The following is a 21,697-nucleotide window of genomic DNA, read 5'->3' on the forward strand; positions in this document are numbered from 1 at the left end:
TCATTGGCCAGCGCCATGGCGTACCAGGTGGCGCTCTCGATCGGATCCTCGATGTTCTTGTCCGTGGCCCGGATGGCGGCGTAGCGCGATCCGAGCTCCAGCTGGGCGAAGAAGTCGCCGCGGAAGGCGGCGCGGCGCAGCGCGCGCAGTCCGGTCTCCTGGGCGTTGAACTCTGACCCCGTGAGCGAGGCCGGGCGTGGGCAGGCGTTGGAACTCGCGTCGCCGCGCTGCCAGAAGCGGACGCCGCTGCTCCGGTCGCCGCAAGAGACCATGCCGAAGGCGGTAAGGGCGAGCACGCCCGCGATCGCCGCGATGGCGACGGGGCCGCGCGACCGGCCAAACCGGCCGCGGTCGGTCTTGTTCGCCTCGCCCTCGCCCATAAATCCTCGCACCACTGGAGCGGGCGTCCCCCGGCTCGCCCGTTAAGCTTTGCGTGACCGGGACAGTCCGGTCCAGTTAACTGTCTGTCAAGGTTAACGCCGTTTCGCGACAAAGCGTTGCCGCATCAGGGCCATTTTGTGACTCGGGCCGAGTTGTCCACGGGAATCAGCGGGTTGGGATTTCTCCTGAGAGGCGAATCCGGCCCCCTCGCGCGCCGCGGCGACCGCGCCTATATGGCTGCGCAGTCCCCTCCGGAGTCCCCGATGTCCTACGTCGCCCGCGACGACCGCCCCGCCGACAAGGCCGCCCGCTACGCAGAACTCGAGGGTGAAATTCTCGCGGTTCTGGACGGTGAACCCAACCTGACGGCGCGGATGGCGACGGTCGCCTCCATGCTGGCCGACGCCTTCCCCGTCTTCTTCTGGACAGGCTTCTACGTCGTCGACCCGGACAAGACCGACGAACTGGTGGTCGGGCCCTACCAAGGCACGCTTGGCTGCCTGCGCATCGCCTTCGGCCGCGGCGTCTGCGGGGCGGCGGCCCGGGAGCGAACCACGCAGATCGTCGCGGACGTCCACGCCTTCCCCGGACACATCGCCTGCGACAGCCGCTCGGCCAGCGAGATCGTCGTGCCGGTGTTCGACGGCGCCGGCCGGCTGATCGCGGTCTTCGACGTCGACGCGACCGAGGTGGCCGCCTTCGACGCCGTCGACGCCGAGGCGCTCGAGCGGTTGCTGGGCCGGGTGTTCGCCGCCTGATCATCTGCTAAGCCTCGCCCATGCGGATCGGCGTGGACTTCGGCGGCACCAAGATCGAGGCGGCGGTCGTCGGCGACGACGGCGCCTTTCTCGCCCGGCGACGCGAGCCCAATCCCGGAGACTATGATTCGGCGATCCGGACGGTGGCCCGGCTGATCGCCGCCGTTGAGGCGGAGACCGGCGCGAGCGGGCCTGTCGGCGTGGCCGCCCCGGGGTCGGTGTCGCCGACCAGCGGCCTGATGCGCAACGCCAACTCGACCTGGCTCAATGGCCGGGCCTTTCCGCAGGACCTGGAGCGGGCGCTGAACCGGCCCGTGAGATTGGCGAACGACGCCAATTGCCTCGCCCTGTCGGAGGCGGTGGACGGAGCCGGGGCGGGCAAGAACGTCGTCTTCGCCGTGATCGTCGGCACCGGCTGCGGCGGCGGCGTGGCTGTGGACGGAGCGATCGTCGAAGGCGCCAACGGCGTCGCCGGCGAGTGGGGCCACACCTCCTTGCCCTGGCCGTCGGCTGCGGAAGCACCGGGTCCCGCCTGCTGGTGCGGTCTTCACGGATGCCTTGAGACCTGGGTCTCGGGCACAGGGCTGCGGCGGGACCATCTGCAGCGCACCGGACAGGCGCTGACCGGCGAGGAGATCGTCGCCGCCGCCCGCGCGGGCGAGGCCGCGGCCCGCCTGTCGCTGGACCTGTGCGCCGACCGGCTCGGCCGGGCGATCGCCATGGTGGTCAATCTGATCGACCCGGACGCCTTCGTGATCGGGGGCGGCCTGTCCAATGTCGGGGAGCTGTACGCCGCCCTGCCGCCGATCGTTGAGCGTTACGCCTTCACCGACGCCTGGAAGGGCGTTATCGCACCCGCCCGCTGGGGCGATTCCTCGGGCGTGCGCGGCGCCGCGCGGCTGTGGCCCCTCGCCTCTGCATCCTCTCATCAGGAGACCGCCCCATGACGCGCACCATCGCCATCACCGGAGGCCATGGGGTCCTGGGCCAGGCCGTCGCCGCAGCCGCCGTGGACAGGGGCCTGAACGTGGCGGTCATCGACCACGCGGCTCACGGGGCGGCGCCCGGGGGCGTGCTGAATCTCGGCGGCGTCGACCTGACCGATGCGACGGCGGCGGAAGACGCCATGGCGGCGGTGATCGGGCGGTTCGGCCATCTCGACGCCCTGCTCAACATCGCCGGAGGCTTCGTCTGGCAGACCGTGGACGACGCGGAGCCGGCCTGGGCGCGGATGTTCGCCCTGAACCTGACGACGGCGCTCAACGCCACCCGCGCCGCCCTGCCCCACCTCAAGAGGTCGGCCGAGGGCCGGATCGTCAATGTCGGAGCCAACGCCGCCCTGAAGAGCGCCGCCGGCATGGGCGCCTACGCCGCTTCCAAAGCCGGTGTTCACCGCCTGACCGAAAGCCTGGCCGAGGAGCTGAAGTCGACCTCGGTGACGGTCAACGCCGTCCTGCCGTCGATCCTCGATACGGCCCAGAACCGGGCGGACATGCCCGACGCCGACCCGGCGAAGTGGGTGCAGCCGTCGGATCTCGCGCAGGTCATGCTGTTCCTGGCTTCGCCGGAGAGCCGGGCGATCACGGGCGCCCTTGTTCCGGTGACGGGTCGGGTCTGATGCAGCTGTTCCGCTCGGTCCTCTACCTGCCGGCCAGCAATCCCCGGGCGATCGAGAAGGCGCGCGGCCTCGACTGCGACGCCGTGATCCTCGACCTCGAGGACGCCGTCGCGCCGGACGCCAAGGCCGAGGCCCGGCAAGCGGCGGTCGCGGCGCTCGCGGCCGGGGGCTTCGGAGCCCAGGTCGGCGTCCGGGTCAACGGCCTCGACAGCGCGTGGGGCGCGGACGACCTGGCGGCCCTGACGGGTCTCAAGCCGGACTTCGTGGTCGCCCCGAAGATCGAGAGCCCGGAAGCGGTGCGCGAGGTCGCCGCCCGGATGCCCGGCGGCGCCGCCCTGTGGATCATGGTCGAGACCCCGCTGTCGGTGCTGCGGCTCGACCAGATCGCCGGCGCAGGCGCGCCTCTTGCGGCCCTGATGCTCGGCATCAACGATTTTGGCGAGCGGATGAACCTTGTGCTCGGTCCGGACCGCGAGCCGCTGAAGCCGTGGTTGGCGGCCGTCGTCGCCGCGGCGCGCGGGCACGGCCTGCTGGCCATCGACGGCGTGGTCAACGCAACGGACGACGCCGCCCGGCTCGAGGCCGAGTGCCGCCAGGGCCGCGCCTTCGGCTTCGACGGCAAGAGCCTGATCCACCCGGCCCAGATCGCCGCCGCCAACGCCGCCTTCTCGCCCTCGCCGGATGAGGTCTCGCGGGCCCGGGAGGTCGTCGCCGCCTTCGCCGCCGCCGACGCCGCGGGCAAGGGTGCGATCCGGGTCGGCTACCGCATGGTCGAGCGGCTGCACCTCGACGCCGCCCATCGCCTGCTGACGCGGCACGCCGCCGCCTCGACGCCGCGCCGGGACCGGCCTATCTAGTCCGTCCAGAAACAGAACTGAGCCGGTCCTCGGGCAGCGAGCGGCCGCGCCGTCAGCGACAGGGCACTCTCGCAATGACCAAAGCCGTCATCGTCGCCACCGGCCTGTTCACGCCGGAACAGTCGATCTCCAACGAGGAACTGGTCACGGCCTACAATGCCTTCGCCGCGCGCTTCAACGAACAGCATGCGGCAGGCATCGCGGCCGGGGATCTCGAAGCGCTGACCCCCTCCTCCGTCGAGTTCATCGAGAAGGCGTCGGGCATCAAGTCGCGCTTTGTGCTCGACAAGGCGGGGGTCCTCGACCCCGCCCGCATGGCGCCGAACATCCCCGAGCGGTCCAACGACCAACTGTCGGTGCTGGCCGAAATGGCGGTGAAGGCCGCGCGCGACGCCATCGCCGCCTGGGGCAAGCCGGCCAGCGAGATCGGCGCCGTCCTGTGCGCCGCCTCCAATATGCAGCGTCCCTATCCGGCCATGGCCATCGAGGTGCAGCAGGCCTTGGGCATCGATGGCTTCGCCTTCGACATGAACGTGGCCTGCAGTTCCGCGACTTTCGGCATCAAGACGGCCGCCGACTTCATCGCCTCCGGCTCGGTCAAGGCCGTGCTTATGGTCAATCCCGAGATCTGCTCGGCCCACCTGAACTTCAGGGACCGCGACAGCCACTTCATCTTCGGCGACGTCGCCACCGCCGTGATCATCGAGGCGGAGGACCAGGCGATCGACGGCTGGGAGATACTCGGGACGCGGCTGAAGACCGTGATGTCCAACAACATCCGCAACAATTTCGGCTTCCTGAACAAGGCCGCCCTGCCCACGGGTGAGGTCGAGGCGGTCTCGCCGACTGGCCTGAGCGACAAGATGTTCGTCCAGCAGGGCCGCAAGGTGTTCAAGGACGTGGTGCCGATGGTTTCGGACATGATCGTCGATCATGCCGCCGAACTGGGCGTCGACCCGACCGGCTTGAAACGACTTTGGCTGCACCAGGCCAACATCAATATGAACCAGTTCATCGGCCGCAAGGTGCTCGGCCGGGAGCCGACGCCGGAAGAGAACGTCATCATCCTCGACGACTACGCCAACACCTCCTCGGCCGGATCGATCATCGCCTTTCATCTGCACCACGGCGGTTTCCAGCCGGGCGAGACGGGGCTGATCTGCAGCTTCGGGGCAGGCTATTCTGCGGGCACAGTGTTCGTGAGGAAGCGGGCCTAGTCGGGAAGGCGCGCCCGTTCGTTCGCGGACGGGACCATGCAGGTCTCGGTCCGTCCGAAGAGTCTGTAGCGGTTGCGCGCGATCAGATCGTAGGCGGGATCGCGGATGATCCGGGGAGCCGATTTGAGGAGTGCCAAAGGCCGCGTCGCCGGCAGTTGCCCGAGCACCGTCAGCGCCGCGTCCGACTTGAAGTAGATGCGCCCGTTCCAGATGACCGCATTGGTTTGCGGCGCCTCCGGATCGATCCCGAATCGCGCCGCCAATTCCCGTCCACGCTCCGACTGGATGGGGAGGAAACTGAAGCGGGCCTCCGGATCACGATTGATCACGAACCGCACCCAGCGCGAGCAGAACCCGCATACGCCGTCGAAAAGGACCAGCCCTTGGGGTTCGCCCTGCGCGTCCCGGGGCGACCAGCGGCTCATGCGTTCGACGCATTCATGATGTCAGAGTGCGACGGTCAGTCCGCCCCGGCAAGGCGACCTTACGCCGCCGCCACGGCCTCGATCTCGACCAGCCAGGCCTCATCGAAGATGCCGGTGACGATCACCGTCAGGGCCGGTTGCCGACCGGCCAGCCGCCGCATCCGCACCTCGCGGTTCTCAAGGGCGTAGCGCCGGTCCGAGAGGAAGGTGGTGACCTTGACGAGGTTGTCCAGCGTCATCCCGGCGGCCGTCAGCTGGGTCTCGATATTGTCCCAGACCTGCTCACACTGGCCGGTGAAACTGGCGGCCAGGGAGCCGTCTGGGGCGACCGGGATCTGACCGGACAGGTAGAGCCAGCGACCCGGCCCCGTCACCTCGACCGCCTGCGGATACGAACCCTCGACCGGCGGCGAGCCGGCGCCGGTCAGGGGCCGTATCGTTGCGCTCACTGGCGGGCGGCGTCCGAGCGAGCGCGCACCTGGGCGAACTCCGAGGTCGGCTTCCAGCCCGGCCAGTCCTCGCTGTTCGCGAGGTCGAGTCCCAGGTGGTACAGCAGGGTCAGGTTCTCGGTCGCGGAGGTCAGGTTCCAGTCGGCCGACCATTCGTCGGAGGGCTTGTGGTAGTCGGCCCCGAACTTGGCTCGCCACGCGGCCTCGCCGGCCTCACGGCCGCCCTCGACCCAGTCCCAGCCATGCCAGGGCATGATCGCCGGCACGCCCATGCGGGCGAAGGGGAAGTGGTCGGAGCGGTAGTAGAAGCCCTGCTCCGGCATGCCGTCGTCCGAAACGTAGCGGCCCAGCGGCTCGGCCAGAGCCTGCAGCCGATCCTCAAGATCGTTCTGGCCCTTGCCGAAGATCGGCACATCGCGCGTCGGGCCCGACAAGGGCAGCATGTCGATATTGATGTCCGCGACCGTGGTTTCGAGCGGATAGACGGGATTCGCGGCGTAGCCGAACGAGCCCATCAGCCCCATTTCCTCGGCGGCCATGTGAGCGAAGACGATCGAGCGTTCCGGCCGCGGCGCCCGGCTGATCTGACGGGCCATCTCGACGACGCCGACGGTGCCCGAGGCGTTGTCCCAGGCGCCGTTGAAGATCTTGTCGTCGCCGGGGGTCTCCGGATGCTGGGACTCCCCGCCGACGTGATCCCAGTGGGCCGAGTAGATGATGGTCTCGTTCGGGCGCTCGGCGCCCGGGATACGGGCCAGCAGGTTGTGGGTGACCAGCGTCTCGCTGGTCTCCTGCGCTTCGGCTGACAGGGTGACGCCGTTCAGCGGCACCGCCTTGAAGGCGCCCGAGCCGATGCTGCCCAGCCGGGCCATGTCGAGACCGGCGGCCGCAGCCCATTGCTGCGCCACGTCGTGGTTGATGGCCATGGAGAATTCGAGATCGGCCGCGCCCGGCGTCAGGGTCCGCGTGCGGTTTCCGAACTGCGTCGCCCGGCGCCACATCTGCGAATCTGCCGGCTGGGGCACCAGGGTGACGACCCCGATCGCGCCGCGGCGGAAGGCCTCGTCGGCCTTGTAGGCGCCCGACTGATAGTTGGTGTCATACTCGCCGTTGAACAGGTCGCCCTCGGGCTCGCCGCCCATCACGACGACGACCTTTCCGCGCACGTCAATGTCGCCATAGTCGTCCCAATTCCGCTCCGGCGCGGTGATTCCGTAGCCGGCGAAGACGAGGGGGGCGCTCCGGATCGAGGCGCGGCCGTCGTTGGTCGCCGCGCGAAGCACGACGTCGGTTCCGACGGCCAGCGGATGGACGACCCCGTCCGGGCCGGTCCAGCTGGCGCTGGCCGCGCCCTCGACCGGGGTGAAGCGCTTCAGGTGCACCGGCTGCAGCCACTGGCCGTCCGGACCGCCGGGCTGGAGGCCCATGGCCTCGTACTGCGCCTGCAGCCAGGCCAGCGTCATGCGCTCGCCCTCCGTCCCCGGATAGCGACCCTGGAATTCGTCGGCGCTGATGGTGCGGATATCATTGCTGATCCGCTCGGCCGAGAAGTCCTGGGCGCACGCCAGTCCGGCGGACAGCAGAACGGCCGCGACGGCGACGCCGCCCATCATCTTGCGAAGCATGTGGGAAACTCCATCCCCGGATTGTTGGAGCGCACTCTAGGGCGGCCCGGACGGACCGCTCGTTAAGTTTTCGTCATGTCCGCAGGCGGACGGACGGCGCCGATCAGCGGCGGGCTGCGGCGCTCGCAGCCCGCGCCGGACCGAATTCGGACCCCGCCTTCCAGCCCGGCCAGTCGCGGCTGTCAGCCAGATCCCGGCCGATCCAGTACGCGACCTCCAGATCCTCGATCTGGCCCGCGAGGTCCCAGTCCGCAGACCATTCGTCGTCGGCCTGGTGATAGCGGCGGGCGCCGTATTCGTCGCGCGCGGCCTCACGGGCGGCCCGCGGCTCGTCGCGGAACTCGCCCCCGCCCTCGGCGTAGGCCATCGGCACGCCGCGCTTGGCCAGCGGGAAGTGGTCGCTGCGGAAATAGCTGCCTGCGGCCGGGTTGGAGTCCGGCGCCACGGTACGTCCCTGCCGGGCGGCGGCCGCGGCGAGCCGCTCGTCCAGGTCCGACTGGCCGTAACCGATCACGCCGAGGTCGGCGACACGGCCGTAGACGTTCATGGCGTCCATGTTGAACCCGGCCACGGTCTTCTCAAGCGGCCAGACCGGATTGGCGGCGTAGTATTCCGACCCCAGCAGGCCGCTCTCCTCGGCGGTGAAGCTGATCATCACGATCGACCGCTCCGGCCGCGGCCCCGCGCCCCAGACTCGCGCCAGCTCCAGCAGGCCGGCGGTGCCAGTGGCGTTGTCGACGGCGCCGTTGAAGATGGCGTCGCCGCTGGCGTCCGGCTCGCCGACGCCGATGTGGTCCCAGTGGGCCGTGTACAGGATGGTCTCGTCCGGATGGGTCGTCCCCGGCATGCGGGCGATGACGTTCTTCGTCACGATCTGGCTGGTGGCGACGTCGAACATCCCACTGAAGGTCGCGCCCGGCAGTTCGACCGGTCGGAAATCGCGACTGCGGGCCTGGGTCTTCAGCGCCTCGAAGTCGAGCCCGGCCCGGCGGAACAGGTCGACGGCGACGTCGCGCTGGATCCAGCTCTCCATCCTGACCCGCTCGGCCGCCGCGTTCTCGCGCACGATGTCGAACTGCGGGCCCGACCAGCTGTTGGTCACCGTGGCCCAGCCGTAGGAGGCGGGCGCCGTCTCGTGGACGATGATGACGCCGGCGGCGCCCTGCCGGGCCGCCTCCTCGTACTTGTAGGTCCAGCGGCCGTAGTAGGTCATGGCCCGGCCGTTGAAGGTGTTCAGTTCCGGCTGTTCGAAGTCAGCGTCATTGACCAGCACGACGATAACCTTGCCGCGCACGTCGACGTCCTTGAAGTCGTCCCAGTTCCGCTCGGGCGCCTTGATGCCGTAGCCGACGAAGACGAGCGGCGCGTCGGCCAGCATGACCTGACGGCCCGGCAGTCGGGTGGAGACCACAATCTGCTGGCCCTGGGCCAGGGGAATGGTCTCGCCTGCGACCTTCAGACCGGCGCGAACGTTCGAGGCGGTGAAGCGGTTCAGCGTCACATCCTGCGTCCAGCCGCCGTTCTCACCGCCCGGCTGGAAGCCCGCGGCGGCGTATTGCTCGCTCAGATAGCGGACCACCATGTCCTCGGCCGGCGTGCCGATGCCGCGTCCCTGGAAGCTGTCATCCGAGAGCACCCGCGCATGCTCCGACAGGCGGGCGGCGTCGAAGGCGGCCGGCGTGACCGGGGCGTCGCCCATGGTGGCGCAGGCGGACAGCAGGAGGCCGACGGCGAGCGCGGCGACGGAAGCAAACGGACGCATGGACGGGGGACCCTCAGCCTTTGAACCGGGGCCGGAGCCTAGGGCGTCCTTCCGGGGCTGTCGATGTGTCGGCGCCCCTATCGCGGCGGCACGGCCCCATCCGCCGGCCACTCGGTGTCGCCGATCCGGGTGAGGCGCATTTCGATCATGGGACGCGGCGGCTGGCCTTCGGCGACATAGGTTCCGACCTCGTGCCAGGTCCCGTCGCGGATGACGGCGACGTATTCGATCCGGGCGTTCGGGCCGGCGGGCGTCTCCCAGCGGAAGCCGTCCGCGGTGCGCTCGAAGCGATAGTCGCCGGAGAAGCCATTGGCCCACGAGCGGAAGCGATAGCGGCCCTCGCGTTCGTCCCACGAGAGGACGGCCATGGCGTTGAACACCGTGGAGCCGTCCGCGGCGTAGCCCCGGCCCTCGATGACCTTGATCGAGCCGCCCAGCAACGAGCCCACCCGCTCGGTCTGGGTCAGGGTCTCGGTTCCGCCCGGGCCGTGCACCACCGCCTGTCCGCGCCACTCCCCGTCAAGGAAGTCCAGCGCGCCCACGGCCTCGCGCTGGACGGCCGATCCGGCCGGCTGAACGGGGACCTGGGCCAGGGCCGTGACCGGTGGGGCGAGGAGGATGGCGGCGGCGGCGGACAGCAACAGGGGCATGGACTTCATGACGGCGTCTCCCATTGACTTTGGATTGTAAAGGACTTGACAGCGCTTCGGAACCCCTTGTTCGGCGAGCCGGGACGAAGACGAAAAACCCGCCGGGGCTGGGCCCCGGCGGGTTGGTCGTTCGGCGGAAGCGGGTCGCTAGTGCGCGACGCCCTTCCAGATGCGGCGGTAGCTGACGTAGGTGACGCCGGCGAACAGCAGCAGGAAGATCAGCACCCCGAGGCCGGACTGCTTGCGCTGCACCTGCTTGGGATCCGAAGCCCAGGCGATGAAGGCGGCGACGTCCTTGGAGTACTGGTCGACCGTCTCCGAGGAGCCGTCGTCGTAGGTCACCTGGCCGTCCATCAGCGGCGGCGGCATGGCGATGAAACCGCCCTTCGGCGCGTGGCCCTCGCCCTTCCAGAACGGCGTCAGGTCGCCGGCCATGTACGGGTTGTAGTACTGGCCCGGGCGGATATCGAGGCCGGCCGGGGCGTTCCGGTAGCCGGACAGCAGCGAGTAGATGTAGTTGGCGCCGTCGTGGCGGGCCTTGGCCATGACGGACAGGTCCGGCGGTGCGGCGCCGCCGTTGCCCGCGGCGGCGGCCGTGGCGTTCGGATAGGGGCTGGGGAAGCGGTCGGCGGGGACGGCGTCGCGCATCACCGGCTCGCCGGTTTCGCTGTCGATGTCCGGCACCTGGACCTCGGCGGCCAGCACCTTGACGAAGCGGTTCTCGGCCGGATTGACCTGATGCTCGTCATAGAAGGGGCCGCCCGGCTCGGCCAGGGTGCGGAAATACATCAGCTCCATGCCGTGGCAGGAGGCGCAGACCTCGCGATAGACCTTGTAGCCACGTTGCAGCTGGCCCTGGTCGAAGGTCCCGAACGGGCCCTCGAAGGAGAAGCCGCCGCTGCGCGGGTGCTTGGCGCCGCCGGCCGCCATGGCGGGCTGGGCCGCCGCGGCGAGGCCGGCCGCGAGGGCGATCAGGACCAGGGTCTTTTTCATCGAACGCATGGAAGTCTCGAGGGTCATGGTCGATCTCAGCCCTTCTTCTCGGGCGAGGCCGGCGCGGCGGCGGTCATGGCGTCCCCGCCCGGCAGAACCGGCTCGGAGATGGTCGCCGGGATCGGCCTCGGGGTCTCGCGCAGGCCGACCAGCGGCATCAGGACCAGGAAGAACAGGAAGTAGTAGGCCGTCAGCAGGCGGGTCAGCCACAGGTAGCTGTTCAGCGCGCCGTCGAAGAGGATGAAGCTGGGCATGCCCGGGATGACCGGGGCGTCGGGCAGTTGCGCCCCGCACCAGCCCAGCCCCATGCCGACCAGCACGAAGATGATGAAGAAGGTCCGCATCGCCGGGCGGTAGCGCATCGAACGCACCTTGGACGTATCCAGCCACGGCAGGATGAACAGCACGCCGATGGCGCCGAACATCGCCAGCACGCCGCCGAACTTGTCGGGGATGGCGCGCAGGATGGCGTAGAAGGGCAGCATGTACCATTCGGGCACGATGTGCGCCGGGGTCTGCAGCGGGTTGGCCGGGATGTAGTTGTCGGCGTGGCCCAGGGCGTTCGGCATATAGAAGACGAACACCGCGAACAGGATCAGGAACAGCACGATCGCGAAACCGTCCTTGACCGTGAAGTACGGGTGGAACGGCACGGTGTCCTTCTTCATCCGGTCCTTGGGGATCAGGATGCCGACGGGGTTGTTCTGGCCGGCGTGGTGCAGGGCCCAGAGGTGCAGGACCACGCAGCCGGCGATGACGAACGGCAGCAGGTAGTGCAGCGAGAAGAAGCGGTTCAGCGTGGCGTTGTCGATGGCCGGGCCGCCGCGCAGCCAGATCAGGACCGGCTCGCCGACGACCGGGATGGCGCCGATCAGATTGGTGATCACCTCGGCGCCCCAGAAGGACATCTGGCCCCACGGCAGGACGTAGCCGAGGAAGGCGGTGGCGATCATCAGGAAGAAGATCACGCAGCCGACGATCCAGATCATCTCGCGCGGCGCCTTGTAGGAGCCGTAGTACAGCCCGCGCAGCATGTGCAGGTAGACCGCGATGAAGAACATCGAGGCGCCGTTGGCGTGGGTGTAGCGGATGATGTCGCCGCCATTGACGTCGCGCATGATGCGCTCGACCGAGGCGAAGGCCAGCTCGGTGTTCGGCACATAGTGCATGGCCAGGATCACGCCGGTGGCGATCTGGATGACCAGGCAGAGGGCCAGGATGCCGCCGAAGGTCCACCAGTAGTTCAGGTTCTTCGGGGTCGGCAGCGACATGTAGTCGGCGCCGAAGCGGATGATCGGCAGGCGGCTGTCAAACCACTTCTCGATGCCGGTCTTGGGGACGTAGGTGGATTCGTGATCGCTCATCGTTCTCTCGCCCGTCCTCAGCCGATTTTCACGCGGGTGTCGGACACATATTCGTAGGTCGGCACGACCAGGTTCGCGGGCGCCGGTCCTTTGCGGATGCGGCCCGAGGTGTCGTAGTGCGAGCCGTGGCAGGGGCAGAACCAGCCGCCGTAGTCGCCGGCGCCGAAGGTCGGCACGCAGCCCAGGTGGGTGCAGGAGCCGATCACCACGAGATACTGCTGGTGGCCTTCCTTGACCCGGTCGGCGTCGGCCTGCGGGTCCTTGAGGCCGGCGCGGTCGTCGGCGCGGGCGCGCTCGATCTCGGCCGGGGTGCGGTAGCGCACGAACACCGGCTTGCCCTGCCACTTGATTACGACCTGCTGGCCTTCCTGGACCTTGGTCAGGTCGAACTCGATGGTCGACAGCGCCAGGGTGTCGGCGGCCGGGTTCATCGAATTGATCAGCGGCCAGGCGGCCATGGCCCCGGCTCCCACCGCCGCCGCTCCGGCCGCGATGTGGATGAAGTCTCTACGATTGGGATCCTGATGGTTCGGATCGCCCTGGTCTGCAGCCACCGATTCGTCTCCTGAGCCGTTGGCGGCGTCGCCCTGCGGCGCGCCGTCTCAACGCAGTCGTTCCTTTAGCGAAATCCCGAATGGCTGGCCCGGCCCGGCTTTGCGGCGCATCGCCGCAAGATGCTGGCGCTTCGTGAGAAGCGCTCGCAATTCGAGCCGCGACAAGCCCCCGGGCCGCGCGTATGAGGGCCTTAGAATGCGTCTCGCCCTTTTTCAACCGGCCATTCCGCAGAACGTGGGCGCCTGCATCCGTCTGGGCGCCTGTTTCGGGGTGGAACTGCACGTGATCGAGCCCACCGGCTTCCGCCTGGACGACCGGGCGATGAAGCGCGCCGCGCTGGACTACGGGCCGCTGGGCCACATGATCCGGCACGCCGGCTGGGAGGATTTCCAGCGCGACCGGGGGCCCGGGCGGCTGGTGCTGTTCACGACGAAGGGGGCGACGCCGCTGGACGAATTCAGCTTCGAGCCTGGGGACACCCTGCTGTTCGGCAGCGAATCCTCCGGCGCGCCCGACTTCGTGCACGAGGCCGCCGACGCGCGGGTGGTGATCCCGATCCGGCCTGAGGCGCGGTCGCTGAACCTGTCGGTCAGCGCCGGGATCGCGCTGTGGGAGGGGCTGCGGCAGACGAGGTCCCTCCGCTGAGGGCCTAGTCCGGCGCCCCGGCCTCCGGGAGCCGCGCCAGGTTGGGCCGCTCGCCGCGCTTGCTCGCCGCCACCGCCTCGACGCGGCGCATGACGCGCAGGACGTTCTCGCCGGCCAGTTTGCGGATGTCGGCCTCGGTCCAGCCATTGGCCATCAGGGCGGCGAGGATGCGGGGATAGGCGTCGACGCCCTCGACGCCGTCCGGCAGGGCGGACACGCCATCGAAGTCGCCGCCGAGGCCGACAGGGTCGATGCCCGCGACGTCGCGGACGTGCTGGATGTGGGCCACGACGTCGGCGACGCCGGCGCGCGGAACCGGATTGGCGGCGATCCAGGCCTGCAGGGCGGCGGCGGCGGCGGCGGGATCGCCGGGGCTCAGAGACTTGAGGCGGGCGTCCTCGGCCGCGCGGGCGGCGCTCCAGGCCCGCACCTGCTCGTTGATGAAGCCGGGCACGAAGGTGACCATGACCACGCCGCCGTCCTCGGGCAGCAGGCGCAGCACGCTGTCGGGCACGTTGCGCGGATGGGCGGTGACGGCGCGCGCCGACGAGTGGGAGAAGATCACCGGAGCCTCGCTGACCCGCATGGCGTCGAGCATGGTCTCCTCGGACACGTGGCTGAGATCGACCATCATGCCGAGGCGGTTCATCTCGCGCACGACCTCCTCGCCGAAGGGGCTGAGCCCGCCCCATTTCGGCGCGTCCGTGGCGCTGTCGGCCCAGGTCGTGGTGGTCGAGTGGGTCAGCGTCATGTAGCGCGCGCCGGCGTCGTGGAATTCCCGCAGCAGGCCCAGCGAATCGTCGATGGAGTAGCCGCCCTCCATGCCGATCAGGGAGGCGATCCGGCCGCGGCGGTGGATGCGCTGGATGTCGTCGGCGGTGGTCGCCAGCTCGAACACCTCGGGGTGGGCGGCGACGATGCGCTTGACCGTGTCGATCTGCTCGAAGGTGGCCTTGGCGGCCTCGACCGGGGGGAGGCTGGCGGGGACGTAGACCGACCAGAACTGGCCGCCGACGCCCCCGGCGCGCAGGCGCGGGATGTCGGTATGCAGGGCGGTGGAGGCGTCGAGGTTGGTGGCCAGGTCGACGGCGTGCGGATCGTTTCCGTGCTGCTGGCGCAAGGCCCAGGGCAGATCGTTGTGGCCGTCGATCAGCGGGGTCCGCTCGAGGATGCGCCGGGCCGCGGCCTCGTCCTGGGCCAGGGCGGGCGTGCCCGCCGCGATCAGGGCGGCGGTGGACAGCAGGACGGCGCGGATCATGGACGGGGCTCCCTCGAGGCGATGCGGGACAGTGGCAGAGGGAGGCGGGGCGTCAACCGGTGTCCGCCGGCGGGTTTCACCCGGGTAAAATCAAAAGACGCGATGGCACGGTCGGCAGAGTCGGCATCGGCCAGGGCGAAAACCGCCGGGGCAGAGTCGGCAGAGTCGGCATCGCGCCCGATGGCGTGCGGCGTTGACGCGCCTCGGCGGCGCGGCGGGGGGTTCGATTGTCAAAGACCGGGGCCGGCGAAAGGACACAAGTATGGGCCCGCGCGCTTCTCCGGCTGGAAAATCGCTTCGAGAAAAGCGGATGTGCCTGAAAAGGCGGCCGCTCTTGCGCGCTATCCGACTATAATTCCGCGGATTGCCAGCACAGCGTCATGCCTTCGGGGAGCCGGGACTGGTCCTGGAGACGAACCGGCCGGCGGCGGGCGGCGCGTCTTCGGGGGCTCGCCTCGGCGGCGACATCAGCGAGACGGTTCCACCGCCAATTCCCCGGCCAGAGAGACCTCATCCGACATCTCCCGCCCTTCGACGGGGCCGGCCGCCTTCTCCCGCGAGGGGAGAAGGGATAGGTAGCGCGCCATGACCGACGTCGCCGATCCTCTCTCCCAGCAGAAGACCGAAGCCCGCGCCTGGTTCGAGGCTCTGCGCGACCGCATCCACGCGGCCTTCGAGGCGCTGGAGGACGCGGCGCCCGCCGGTCTGTTCCCGGGCGAGCCGGGCCGCTTCGTGCGCACGCCGTGGGAGCGGGCCGAGGGCGGCGGCGGGGTCATGGGGATGATGCACTGCCGGCTGTTCGAGAAGGTCGGGGTCCATGTCTCGACGGTGCACGGGACCTTTCCGGCCGACTATGCGAAGGGCGTGCCGGGGGCGGCGGATGACCCGCGCTTCTTCGCCACGGGCATCAGCCTGATCGCCCATCCGGTCAGCCCCCGTGTTCCGGCGGTGCATATGAACACCCGCTTCATCGCCACCACCAAAGGCTGGTTCGGCGGGGGCGGCGACCTGACGCCGGTGCTGGACGCGGACCGGCGCCAGGATCATCCGGACACCGTGGCCTTCCACGCCGCGATGAAGGCCGCGTGCGACGCCCACGACCCGGAATGGCATGCGAGGTTCAAGGCCTGGTGCGACGAGTATTTCTTCCTGCCGCACCGCAAGGAGCCGCGCGGCACCGGCGGCATCTTCTACGACCATCTGGACAGCGGCGACCGCGGCCGGGACTTCGCGTTCACCCGGGACGTCGGCGAGGCCTTCCTGAAAGTCTATCCGGAGATCGTCGCCCGGCGCATGGTCGAGCCGTGGACGGCGGAGGAGCGCGAGGAGCAGCTGGTCCGCCGGGGCCGCTACGTCGAGTTCAACCTGCTGTACGACCGCGGGACGATGTTCGGGCTGAAGACCGGCGGCAACGTCGAGTCCATCCTCAGCTCGATGCCGCCGGTGGTGAAGTGGCCGTAGACCGTCATCCTCGGGCTTGACCCGAGGATCAGAGGCGGGGCGACGCTGTGCGTTCGAGGCGGCCCCGCGATTGCGGCCGGACGATCATCGACGGAGCACCGGATGATCTGGCCCTCGGGTCAAGCCCGAGGGTGACGGGGGGGGTTACGCCGCCTCGGGCTCGCCGACCGGCTCCAGCGCGGCGCCGATGGCGGCGAACAGGCTGGTCATGGTCACCGGCTTGGTCAGGTGGGCGTCGGCCCCGGCGGCGCGTCCGGCCTCAACATGCTCGGCCATGGCGTTGGCGGTCAGCATGATCACCGGGGTTCGGGCCAGGCCGTTGTCGGCCTCGTGCCGGCGGATGGCGGCGGTGGCGCTGAGCCCGTCCATGACCGGCATCTGCATGTCCATCAGCACCAGGTCGAAGCCGCCGGCCCTGAAGGCCTCGATCGCCTGAAGGCCGTCCTCGACGGCGACCAGCTCCATTTCGGTCGCGCCAAGCATGATCTCGACGACCTTGCGATTGGCGGGATGGTCGTCGGCCAGAAGGATGCGCAGCGGCGCCGCCGTCACATCGGCGGCGGGCGCGGCCGGCGCCCGGGCGGCGTCCCCGCTCCGCTGGACCCGCGGCAGCGGAATCTCGAACCAGAAGCTGGAGCCCTCGCCGGGCGTGCTCTCGCAATCCAGTTCGCCGCCCATCAGATCGACGAGGGCGGTCGAGATGGCCAGGCCGAGGCCGGTGCCGCCGTAGCGGCGCGTGATCGAACCGTCCGCCTGCTGGAAGCGCCGGAAGATGCGGCTGCGCTGCTCCCGGTCGAAGCCGACGCCGGTGTCGCTGACGCGGAAGGCGATCCGGTCGTCCGCAGCCGCGGCGACGATCAGCCGGACCGACCCCTCGCTGGTGAATTTGAGAGCGTTGTTGACGAGGTTGGTCAGCACCTGGCGCAGCCGGACCGCGTCGCCCTCGACAAGGCCGGAGAGCGCCGGGTCGAACTCGACCTCCAGCGCCACGCCCTTCTCCTCCGCCTTGACCCGCCACAGGGCCCCGATGTCGGCGACGGCCTGTTCGAGGTCGAAGGGCGCCGGCTCGATGGCGACCTGGCCGGATTCGATCCTGGCGCTGTCGAGGATGTCGGACAGCAGCCGCTCCAGCGTCACGCCGGACGAGCGGATGAGCTCGACCATCTCCCGTTCCTGGGGGCCCAGCGGCCGCCGCGTCAGGGCGTCGGCCATGGACACCACGCCATTCAGCGGCGTGCGGATTTCGTGGCTCATATTGGCGAGGAATTCGCTCTTGGCCCGGTTGGCGTCCTCGGCCCGCCGCTGCGCCAGCCGCAGCCGGTCGGCCTGACGCGACTGCCAGACCACGGTGGCTATGGCGAACAGCAGGAAGACCACGCCGATGGCGATGACCGCCCGTTGCAGGTTGGTGTTGGCCCGCGCGGTCTCCAGCTGGCTGCGGCGCTCGGCGAGCTGCTCCTGCATGTCGCCGGTGACCTGGTGGATGCCGGCGCTGAAGTTGCGGGCCGCCGCCAGCTCGCCTTGCAACATATGCTCGCGGAGCATCCGGAAGGCCTCGGCCGTCCGGCCTTCGGCGAACAGCACCTCGGCCTCGACGCGACCGACATCCCCGCCGACCCCCTCGGCTTCGAGCGCCCGCAGCGCCTCAAGATCGCGCCGCGCCGCCCGGGTCTGGCCGGTCCGCGCGCGGGCGACGGCCCGCAGGGGCAGGACGTCGCTGGCCAGGAAGGCCGCCGCGCCGAGGCTTTCGCCATAGGGCTGAAGGCAGGCCAGAACGTCCCGCGGCGCATTGCGGGCGTCGGCGACGGTGGCGCAGAGGCTGGCGTCGTAGATGCCGAGCGTCGCCAGGTCGGACCGGGCGGCCAGCCGATGGTGAGCCGCATAGTATTCGGCCGCCCCCGCCAGATCGCCGACCTTCACCGCCATCACCGTCAGGTTGTAGAGGCTGTCGAAATCCGGGCGGGGATAGGCCGGGTTGGAATAGTCGATCTCGAACTTGCGGAAGGCGTCGGCCGCGCCGTCGACGTCGTTCAGATCCTTCAGGGCCATGCCGGCGACTTCCCAGATGCCGGACTGGGCGGTGGCGGCGAACGGGTCCGCCACCGGAATATCCGCCTGGGCTTCGGCCAGCAGCTCGAGGCCCTCGCCGATGCGGCCCTCGTCGACCAGGGCCAGGGCGGCCAGCCGGGCGGCGTGCGCGCGCACGAACCAGTCGCGCCCGGACCGTGCGAACCGCATCATCCCGGCGGCGACGGCGACCTCGCCCTGATCGTAGCGGGCGGTGAGGTCGTTCAGATGGGCGATGTCGATGTAGCGGGCGTCCTTCTGACGGCGCGCGGATTCGGCCAGGCGTCGGTTCCAGACTGCGGCGCGCTGGAATTCGCCCTGGTTCAGGATCGTCCAGGTGACGTGATAGAGGCGGTTCAGTCCCTCGCGGTCGCCGCGCCGGGCCGCCGCCTCGCCGAAGGCCTCGAGCGCGGCGAAATTGGTCGAGCCCGCCCGCCGCTCCACGAACCGCGCGAGGCTCAGCGCATCGGAGCCGGCGGCGGCGGCGACCGGCGGCTGGGCCAGCCCGCGGGGAGCCGCAGCGAGGACGACGAGCAGAACGAAACTCGCCGCGAGGATACGGGAAAGCGACATGAGGTTTCCGGCGTGACCCTCCGGTCCTCGCACAGATAGGTTGCGCAAGGTTTAGCGGGCGGCGCGGGCCTCGATGAACCGCCTCAGCCAGGCGCCGACGGAACGGCGGTCGTCCGGAAGGGTCAGGCTGTCCAGCGCCTCGTCCACCAGCGCCGCGCCGATCCGCTCGCGCCGGCCGGCGGTCAGATCGGCGGCGTAGGCCGGCGTGAACTCGGGATGGCCCTGCAGGCTGACGGCGTCGTCGTCCCAGGCCAGGCCGGCGAAGGGGGTGAAGGGGCTGCCGAGAATGACACGGGCCCCGGGCGGCGGCTCGACCACCTGATCCTGATGCGACACGGGGATGGCGACGGTGCGGAGGGGCGGCTCCATCCACGGCTCGACCGAGCGGACGTCGTAGCGGTGGAGGCCGACGCCCCAGCCGCGCTCCGACTTCTCGACGCGGCCGCCCAGCGCCTGGGCCATGGCCTGATGCCCGAAGCAGACGCCGACCAGGCCCGTGTGTCCTTTCGCCGCCCGGATCCAGTCGAGCAGATCGCCGATCCAGGGGAGCGGCTCATAGACCCCGGCGGACGAGCCGGTGATGACGGCGGCGTCGAAGGCGGCGGCGTCGGGCCATTCGCCGGCCTGCGAGCGGAACACCTCGCTCTCGCAGCCGTCGCCGAGCAGCGCCCGGAACATGGCGGGATAGTCGCCGTGGCGCCCGGCCAGGGCCGGCGGCGGGGCGCCGGTCTCGAGGATGGCGATGCGGCTCATGCGGCGGCGCCCTCGCCGGTCATCCAGACCTCGGCCCTGGCGCCGGCCTCGCCGAGCCGGCCGGCGACCCAGCCACAGACCTCGGCCGCGGCGGCCCCGGCGCCGGCGGGCGGGTTGATCACCACCACCGCGCAGCCGTTCATCTTCATGGGGTTGGCGAGGGGCCGCAGCCGCGCCTCGGCCACCAGCGCCCGCTTGACCCCGGCCTGGTCGAGGCGGCGCAGGAAGCCGTCGAAGGTCTCCAGATCCTTGAGCGGGGTCCAGATGGCGACGGTGGCGCGGGGGTCGGCGCGGGCGATGGCCGCCCCGGTGTCGGCGGCGCGCAGATAGTCGTCGGGCCGCTCGAACGGCGGATCGATCAGCACGAAGGCGCCGCGGGCGTGGGCGGCTTCGGCCCGGGCCTGGTCGTAGCCGTCGCCCCCGCGCGCCGCCGCCCGGGGGAAGGGCTCCAGCGCCTGTTGCAGCAGATCCAGCACCGGCGGGTTGAGCTCGAAGCCGATGTAGCGGTCGGCGGGCCGCAGGCGGGCGGAGATCAGCAGCGGCGAGCCGGGGTAGAGACCGGCGCCGCCGTGCGGGTTGAGCCGTCCGACCTCCCGGGCCAGGGCCTCGATCAGGGGCGGGCGGTCGGCGGCGGCCATCAGCCGGGCGATGCCGGCCTCGGCCTCCTTCGAGCGGGCGGCGTCGCCGGTCAGGTCGTAGACGCCGGCGCCGGCGTGGGTGTCGAGCACCGTCACCGGCCCCGCCGCCTGACGCCGCTCGAGCAGCCACAGCACCAGGGCGTGTTTGACGAGGTCGGCGAAATTCCCCGCGTGGAAGCTGTGGCGATAGTTCATCCGCCTGCCCTCGTCTTCCGTACCGTCCGGGTCAAGAGGAACCGTCCCCGGTTCCCGTCGTTGCCCCATTCCGCCGGAGCCGCCCGTGATCGATCACCCCGCCCTGTCCGACGAGGACCGCACCCCGCCGCGGGCCGTGGCCGACGCCGCCCGGCGCGGCCTCGACCTGCGCGAGGAACACGGCCGGGGCGGCACCGAGGTGGGCGTGCGCCGGGCCGAACAGCTGATGGAACGGGAGACGGTCAGCGATCGGGACATCAAGTCGATGTACAGCTATTTCGCCCGTCACGCGGTCGACAAGCACGGGCGCGACTGGAGCAACCGGGCGAAGCCCTCGGCGGGCTACATCGCCTGGCAGCTGTGGGGCGGGGACGCGGGGCGCGACTGGATCGAGGGCCTGCGCGCCCGGCTGCGCGAGGCCCAGGGGTGACGCTCGCCGACGCCGCCGCCATCCCCGAGGGTCTGACCTGGTGCAGCGACGAACGGCCGGGCATCCGGCGGACCGCGGCCGGCGACGGCTTCCACTATCACGACCCGCAGGGCCGGCGGATCACCGACGAGAAGGTGCTGGAGCGCATCCGGGCGCTGGCCATCCCGCCGGCGTGGACGGAGGTGTGGATCTGTCCGCGGGCGTCCGGGCACATCCAGGCCATCGGGCGGGACGTGAAGGGGCGGAAGCAGTACCGCTACCATCCCGACTGGAGCGCCCACGCCGCCGAGACCAAGTTCGAGCGCCTGCCCGACTTCGCGCGGGCGCTGCCGAAGCTGAGGCGGCGGGTGGAGGCGGACCTGGGCCGCCGCGGCGTTTCGCGGGAGAAGGTGCTGGCGACCGCCGTGCGGCTGCTGGAGCTGACCCTGATCCGGGTCGGCAACGCCCAGTACGCCAGGCAGAACCGGTCCTACGGCCTGACCACGCTGAACAAGCGGCATCTCGAGGTCGACGGCGCAGCGCTGACCTTCGCCTTCAAGGGCAAGAGCGGGGTGGAGCATGAGGTGCAGGTGCGCGACCGGCGGCTGGCGACGGTGGTGCGCAGCCTGCGCGAACTGCCGGGCCAGCAGCTGTTCAAATACCGCGACGCGAACGGCGACCTGTGCGCGGTGACCTCGAACGACGTCAACGCCTATATCCGCGAGGCCATGGGCGAGCAGTTCTCGGCCAAGGACTTCCGCACCTGGGCCGGGACGGTGTCGGCGGCGCGGGCGCTGCGCGAGATAGAGCCCCCGGCCTCGCCGACCGAGGCGAAGCGCAAGATCACCGTCTGCGTCAAGGCGGTGGCGGGGCTGCTGGGCAATACGCCGACGGTGTGCCGGAGCTCCTACGTCCACCCCAGGGTGTTCGAACTGTTCGAGCAGGGCCGGCTGGGCGAGGCCCTGCCGGGGCCGGAGGCGGCGACGTTCGAGCGGGCGCTGGCGAAGGCGCTGAGGGGCTGACGGCAACGATCGGGAAAGGTTG

Annotated in this window: 21 protein-coding genes and 1 pseudogene; 9 read left to right on the forward strand and 13 right to left on the reverse strand. The window is 70.3% G+C overall.

The annotated features are described in order from the left end of the window. Positions 1–395, reverse strand: a pseudogene (locus VGD32_RS00515) (sel1 repeat family protein); the annotation flags it as partial. 249 nt (positions 396–644) lie between these two features. Between VGD32_RS00515 and VGD32_RS00520 the strand changes: the two are divergent. From VGD32_RS00520 to VGD32_RS00540, 5 genes are read left to right on the forward strand one after another with little or no spacing between them, the layout of a single operon-like run. Beyond that, complete coding sequence (locus VGD32_RS00520) at positions 645–1,139, forward strand: GAF domain-containing protein (protein WP_331029952.1); 495 nt, start codon at positions 645–647, stop codon at positions 1,137–1,139. A gap of 20 nt (positions 1,140–1,159) precedes the next feature. Next, positions 1,160–2,086, forward strand: coding sequence for an ROK family protein (locus VGD32_RS00525; RefSeq protein WP_331029953.1), 927 nt, complete (start codon positions 1,160–1,162; stop codon positions 2,084–2,086). Further along, positions 2,083–2,757 (forward strand): SDR family NAD(P)-dependent oxidoreductase, encoded by a 675-nt coding sequence (locus VGD32_RS00530; RefSeq protein ID WP_331029954.1) that lies wholly within the window; start codon positions 2,083–2,085, stop codon positions 2,755–2,757. Before VGD32_RS00525 ends, VGD32_RS00530 begins: the two co-directional genes overlap by 4 nt. Then, the gene (locus VGD32_RS00535; protein ID WP_331029955.1) at positions 2,757–3,614 is read left to right on the forward strand and encodes a CoA ester lyase; all 858 of its coding nucleotides are present in this window, start codon (positions 2,757–2,759) and stop codon (positions 3,612–3,614) included. Before VGD32_RS00530 ends, VGD32_RS00535 begins: the two co-directional genes overlap by 1 nt. Before the next feature lie 17 nt (positions 3,615–3,631). Further along, a complete protein-coding gene (locus tag VGD32_RS00540; protein ID WP_331029977.1) occupies positions 3,632–4,831 on the forward strand; it encodes a beta-ketoacyl-ACP synthase III in 1,200 nt (399 codons plus the stop codon). Here VGD32_RS00540 and VGD32_RS00545 read toward each other — a convergent pair. From VGD32_RS00545 to petA, 8 genes are all read right to left on the reverse strand, one after another. Then, the gene (locus VGD32_RS00545; RefSeq protein WP_331029956.1) at positions 4,828–5,256 is read right to left on the reverse strand and encodes a thiol-disulfide oxidoreductase DCC family protein; all 429 of its coding nucleotides are present in this window, start codon (positions 5,254–5,256) and stop codon (positions 4,828–4,830) included. The two genes, VGD32_RS00540 and VGD32_RS00545, sit on opposite strands and share 4 nt — an antisense overlap. 59 nt (positions 5,257–5,315) lie before the next feature. Further along, entirely contained in the window at positions 5,316–5,705 is a 390-nt protein-coding gene (locus VGD32_RS00550) for a RidA family protein (protein WP_331029957.1), read from the reverse strand. After that, positions 5,702–7,330 carry a M28 family peptidase gene (locus VGD32_RS00555; RefSeq protein WP_331029958.1) on the reverse strand — a complete coding sequence of 543 codons (1,629 nt, stop codon included), beginning with the start codon at positions 7,328–7,330 and terminating at the stop codon, positions 5,702–5,704. The genes VGD32_RS00550 and VGD32_RS00555 overlap by 4 nt, the downstream gene beginning before the upstream one ends. A 103-nt stretch (positions 7,331–7,433) precedes the next feature. Further along, complete coding sequence (locus VGD32_RS00560) at positions 7,434–9,092, reverse strand: M28 family peptidase (protein ID WP_331029959.1); 1,659 nt, start codon at positions 9,090–9,092, stop codon at positions 7,434–7,436. 77 nt (positions 9,093–9,169) lie between these two features. Further along, the gene (locus VGD32_RS00565; RefSeq protein ID WP_331029960.1) at positions 9,170–9,751 is read right to left on the reverse strand and encodes a DUF1579 domain-containing protein; all 582 of its coding nucleotides are present in this window, start codon (positions 9,749–9,751) and stop codon (positions 9,170–9,172) included. Between the two features lie 138 nt (positions 9,752–9,889). Further along, complete coding sequence (locus VGD32_RS00570; RefSeq protein WP_331029978.1) at positions 9,890–10,735, reverse strand: cytochrome c1; 846 nt, start codon at positions 10,733–10,735, stop codon at positions 9,890–9,892. A 35-nt stretch (positions 10,736–10,770) separates the two neighbouring features. Further along, the gene (locus tag VGD32_RS00575; protein WP_331029961.1) at positions 10,771–12,099 is read right to left on the reverse strand and encodes a cytochrome b; all 1,329 of its coding nucleotides are present in this window, start codon (positions 12,097–12,099) and stop codon (positions 10,771–10,773) included. Positions 12,100–12,116: 17 nt separating this feature from the next. Next, positions 12,117–12,653: a ubiquinol-cytochrome c reductase iron-sulfur subunit gene (petA, locus tag VGD32_RS00580; RefSeq protein ID WP_331029962.1), complete on the reverse strand. Its 537-nt coding sequence runs from the start codon at positions 12,651–12,653 to the stop codon at positions 12,117–12,119. A 196-nt stretch (positions 12,654–12,849) separates the two neighbouring features. On the opposite strand from petA, the gene VGD32_RS00585 reads away from it, so the two are divergent. Further along, the gene (locus VGD32_RS00585) at positions 12,850–13,299 is read left to right on the forward strand and encodes a tRNA (cytidine(34)-2'-O)-methyltransferase (protein WP_331029963.1); all 450 of its coding nucleotides are present in this window, start codon (positions 12,850–12,852) and stop codon (positions 13,297–13,299) included. Between the two features lie 4 nt (positions 13,300–13,303). On the opposite strand, the gene VGD32_RS00590 is transcribed toward VGD32_RS00585, so the two are convergent. Continuing rightward, complete coding sequence (locus tag VGD32_RS00590; RefSeq protein ID WP_331029964.1) at positions 13,304–14,557, reverse strand: dipeptidase; 1,254 nt, start codon at positions 14,555–14,557, stop codon at positions 13,304–13,306. A 585-nt stretch (positions 14,558–15,142) separates the two neighbouring features. Here VGD32_RS00590 and hemF point away from each other — a divergent pair. Next, on the forward strand, positions 15,143–16,018 hold the full coding sequence (gene hemF / locus VGD32_RS00595) for an oxygen-dependent coproporphyrinogen oxidase (RefSeq protein ID WP_331029965.1): 876 nt from the start codon (positions 15,143–15,145) through the stop codon (positions 16,016–16,018). A 144-nt stretch (positions 16,019–16,162) separates the two neighbouring features. Here the strand turns inward: hemF and VGD32_RS00600 are convergent, their stop codons facing one another. The 3 genes from VGD32_RS00600 to rlmJ are packed head-to-tail and all read right to left on the reverse strand — an operon-like array spanning position 16,163 to position 20,244. After that, positions 16,163–18,658: an ATP-binding protein gene (locus VGD32_RS00600; protein WP_331029966.1), complete on the reverse strand. Its 2,496-nt coding sequence runs from the start codon at positions 18,656–18,658 to the stop codon at positions 16,163–16,165. A 51-nt stretch (positions 18,659–18,709) separates the two neighbouring features. Continuing rightward, complete coding sequence (locus VGD32_RS00605) at positions 18,710–19,411, reverse strand: glutamine amidotransferase-related protein (RefSeq protein WP_331029967.1); 702 nt, start codon at positions 19,409–19,411, stop codon at positions 18,710–18,712. After that, a complete protein-coding gene (rlmJ, locus tag VGD32_RS00610; protein WP_331029968.1) occupies positions 19,408–20,244 on the reverse strand; it encodes a 23S rRNA (adenine(2030)-N(6))-methyltransferase RlmJ in 837 nt (278 codons plus the stop codon). Before rlmJ ends, VGD32_RS00605 begins: the two co-directional genes overlap by 4 nt. Before the next feature lie 85 nt (positions 20,245–20,329). On the opposite strand from rlmJ, the gene VGD32_RS00615 reads away from it, so the two are divergent. Both VGD32_RS00615 and VGD32_RS00620 read left to right on the forward strand, forming a co-directional pair. Then, complete coding sequence (locus tag VGD32_RS00615; protein WP_331029969.1) at positions 20,330–20,674, forward strand: hypothetical protein; 345 nt, start codon at positions 20,330–20,332, stop codon at positions 20,672–20,674. Next, positions 20,671–21,675: a DNA topoisomerase IB gene (locus tag VGD32_RS00620; RefSeq protein WP_331029970.1), complete on the forward strand. Its 1,005-nt coding sequence runs from the start codon at positions 20,671–20,673 to the stop codon at positions 21,673–21,675. Before VGD32_RS00615 ends, VGD32_RS00620 begins: the two co-directional genes overlap by 4 nt. The last annotated feature ends 22 nt before the right edge of the window (positions 21,676–21,697 follow it).

Origin of the sequence: Brevundimonas sp. (assembly GCF_036402095.1) — a bacterium.
In the GTDB taxonomy this organism is placed as follows: domain Bacteria; phylum Pseudomonadota; class Alphaproteobacteria; order Caulobacterales; family Caulobacteraceae; genus Brevundimonas.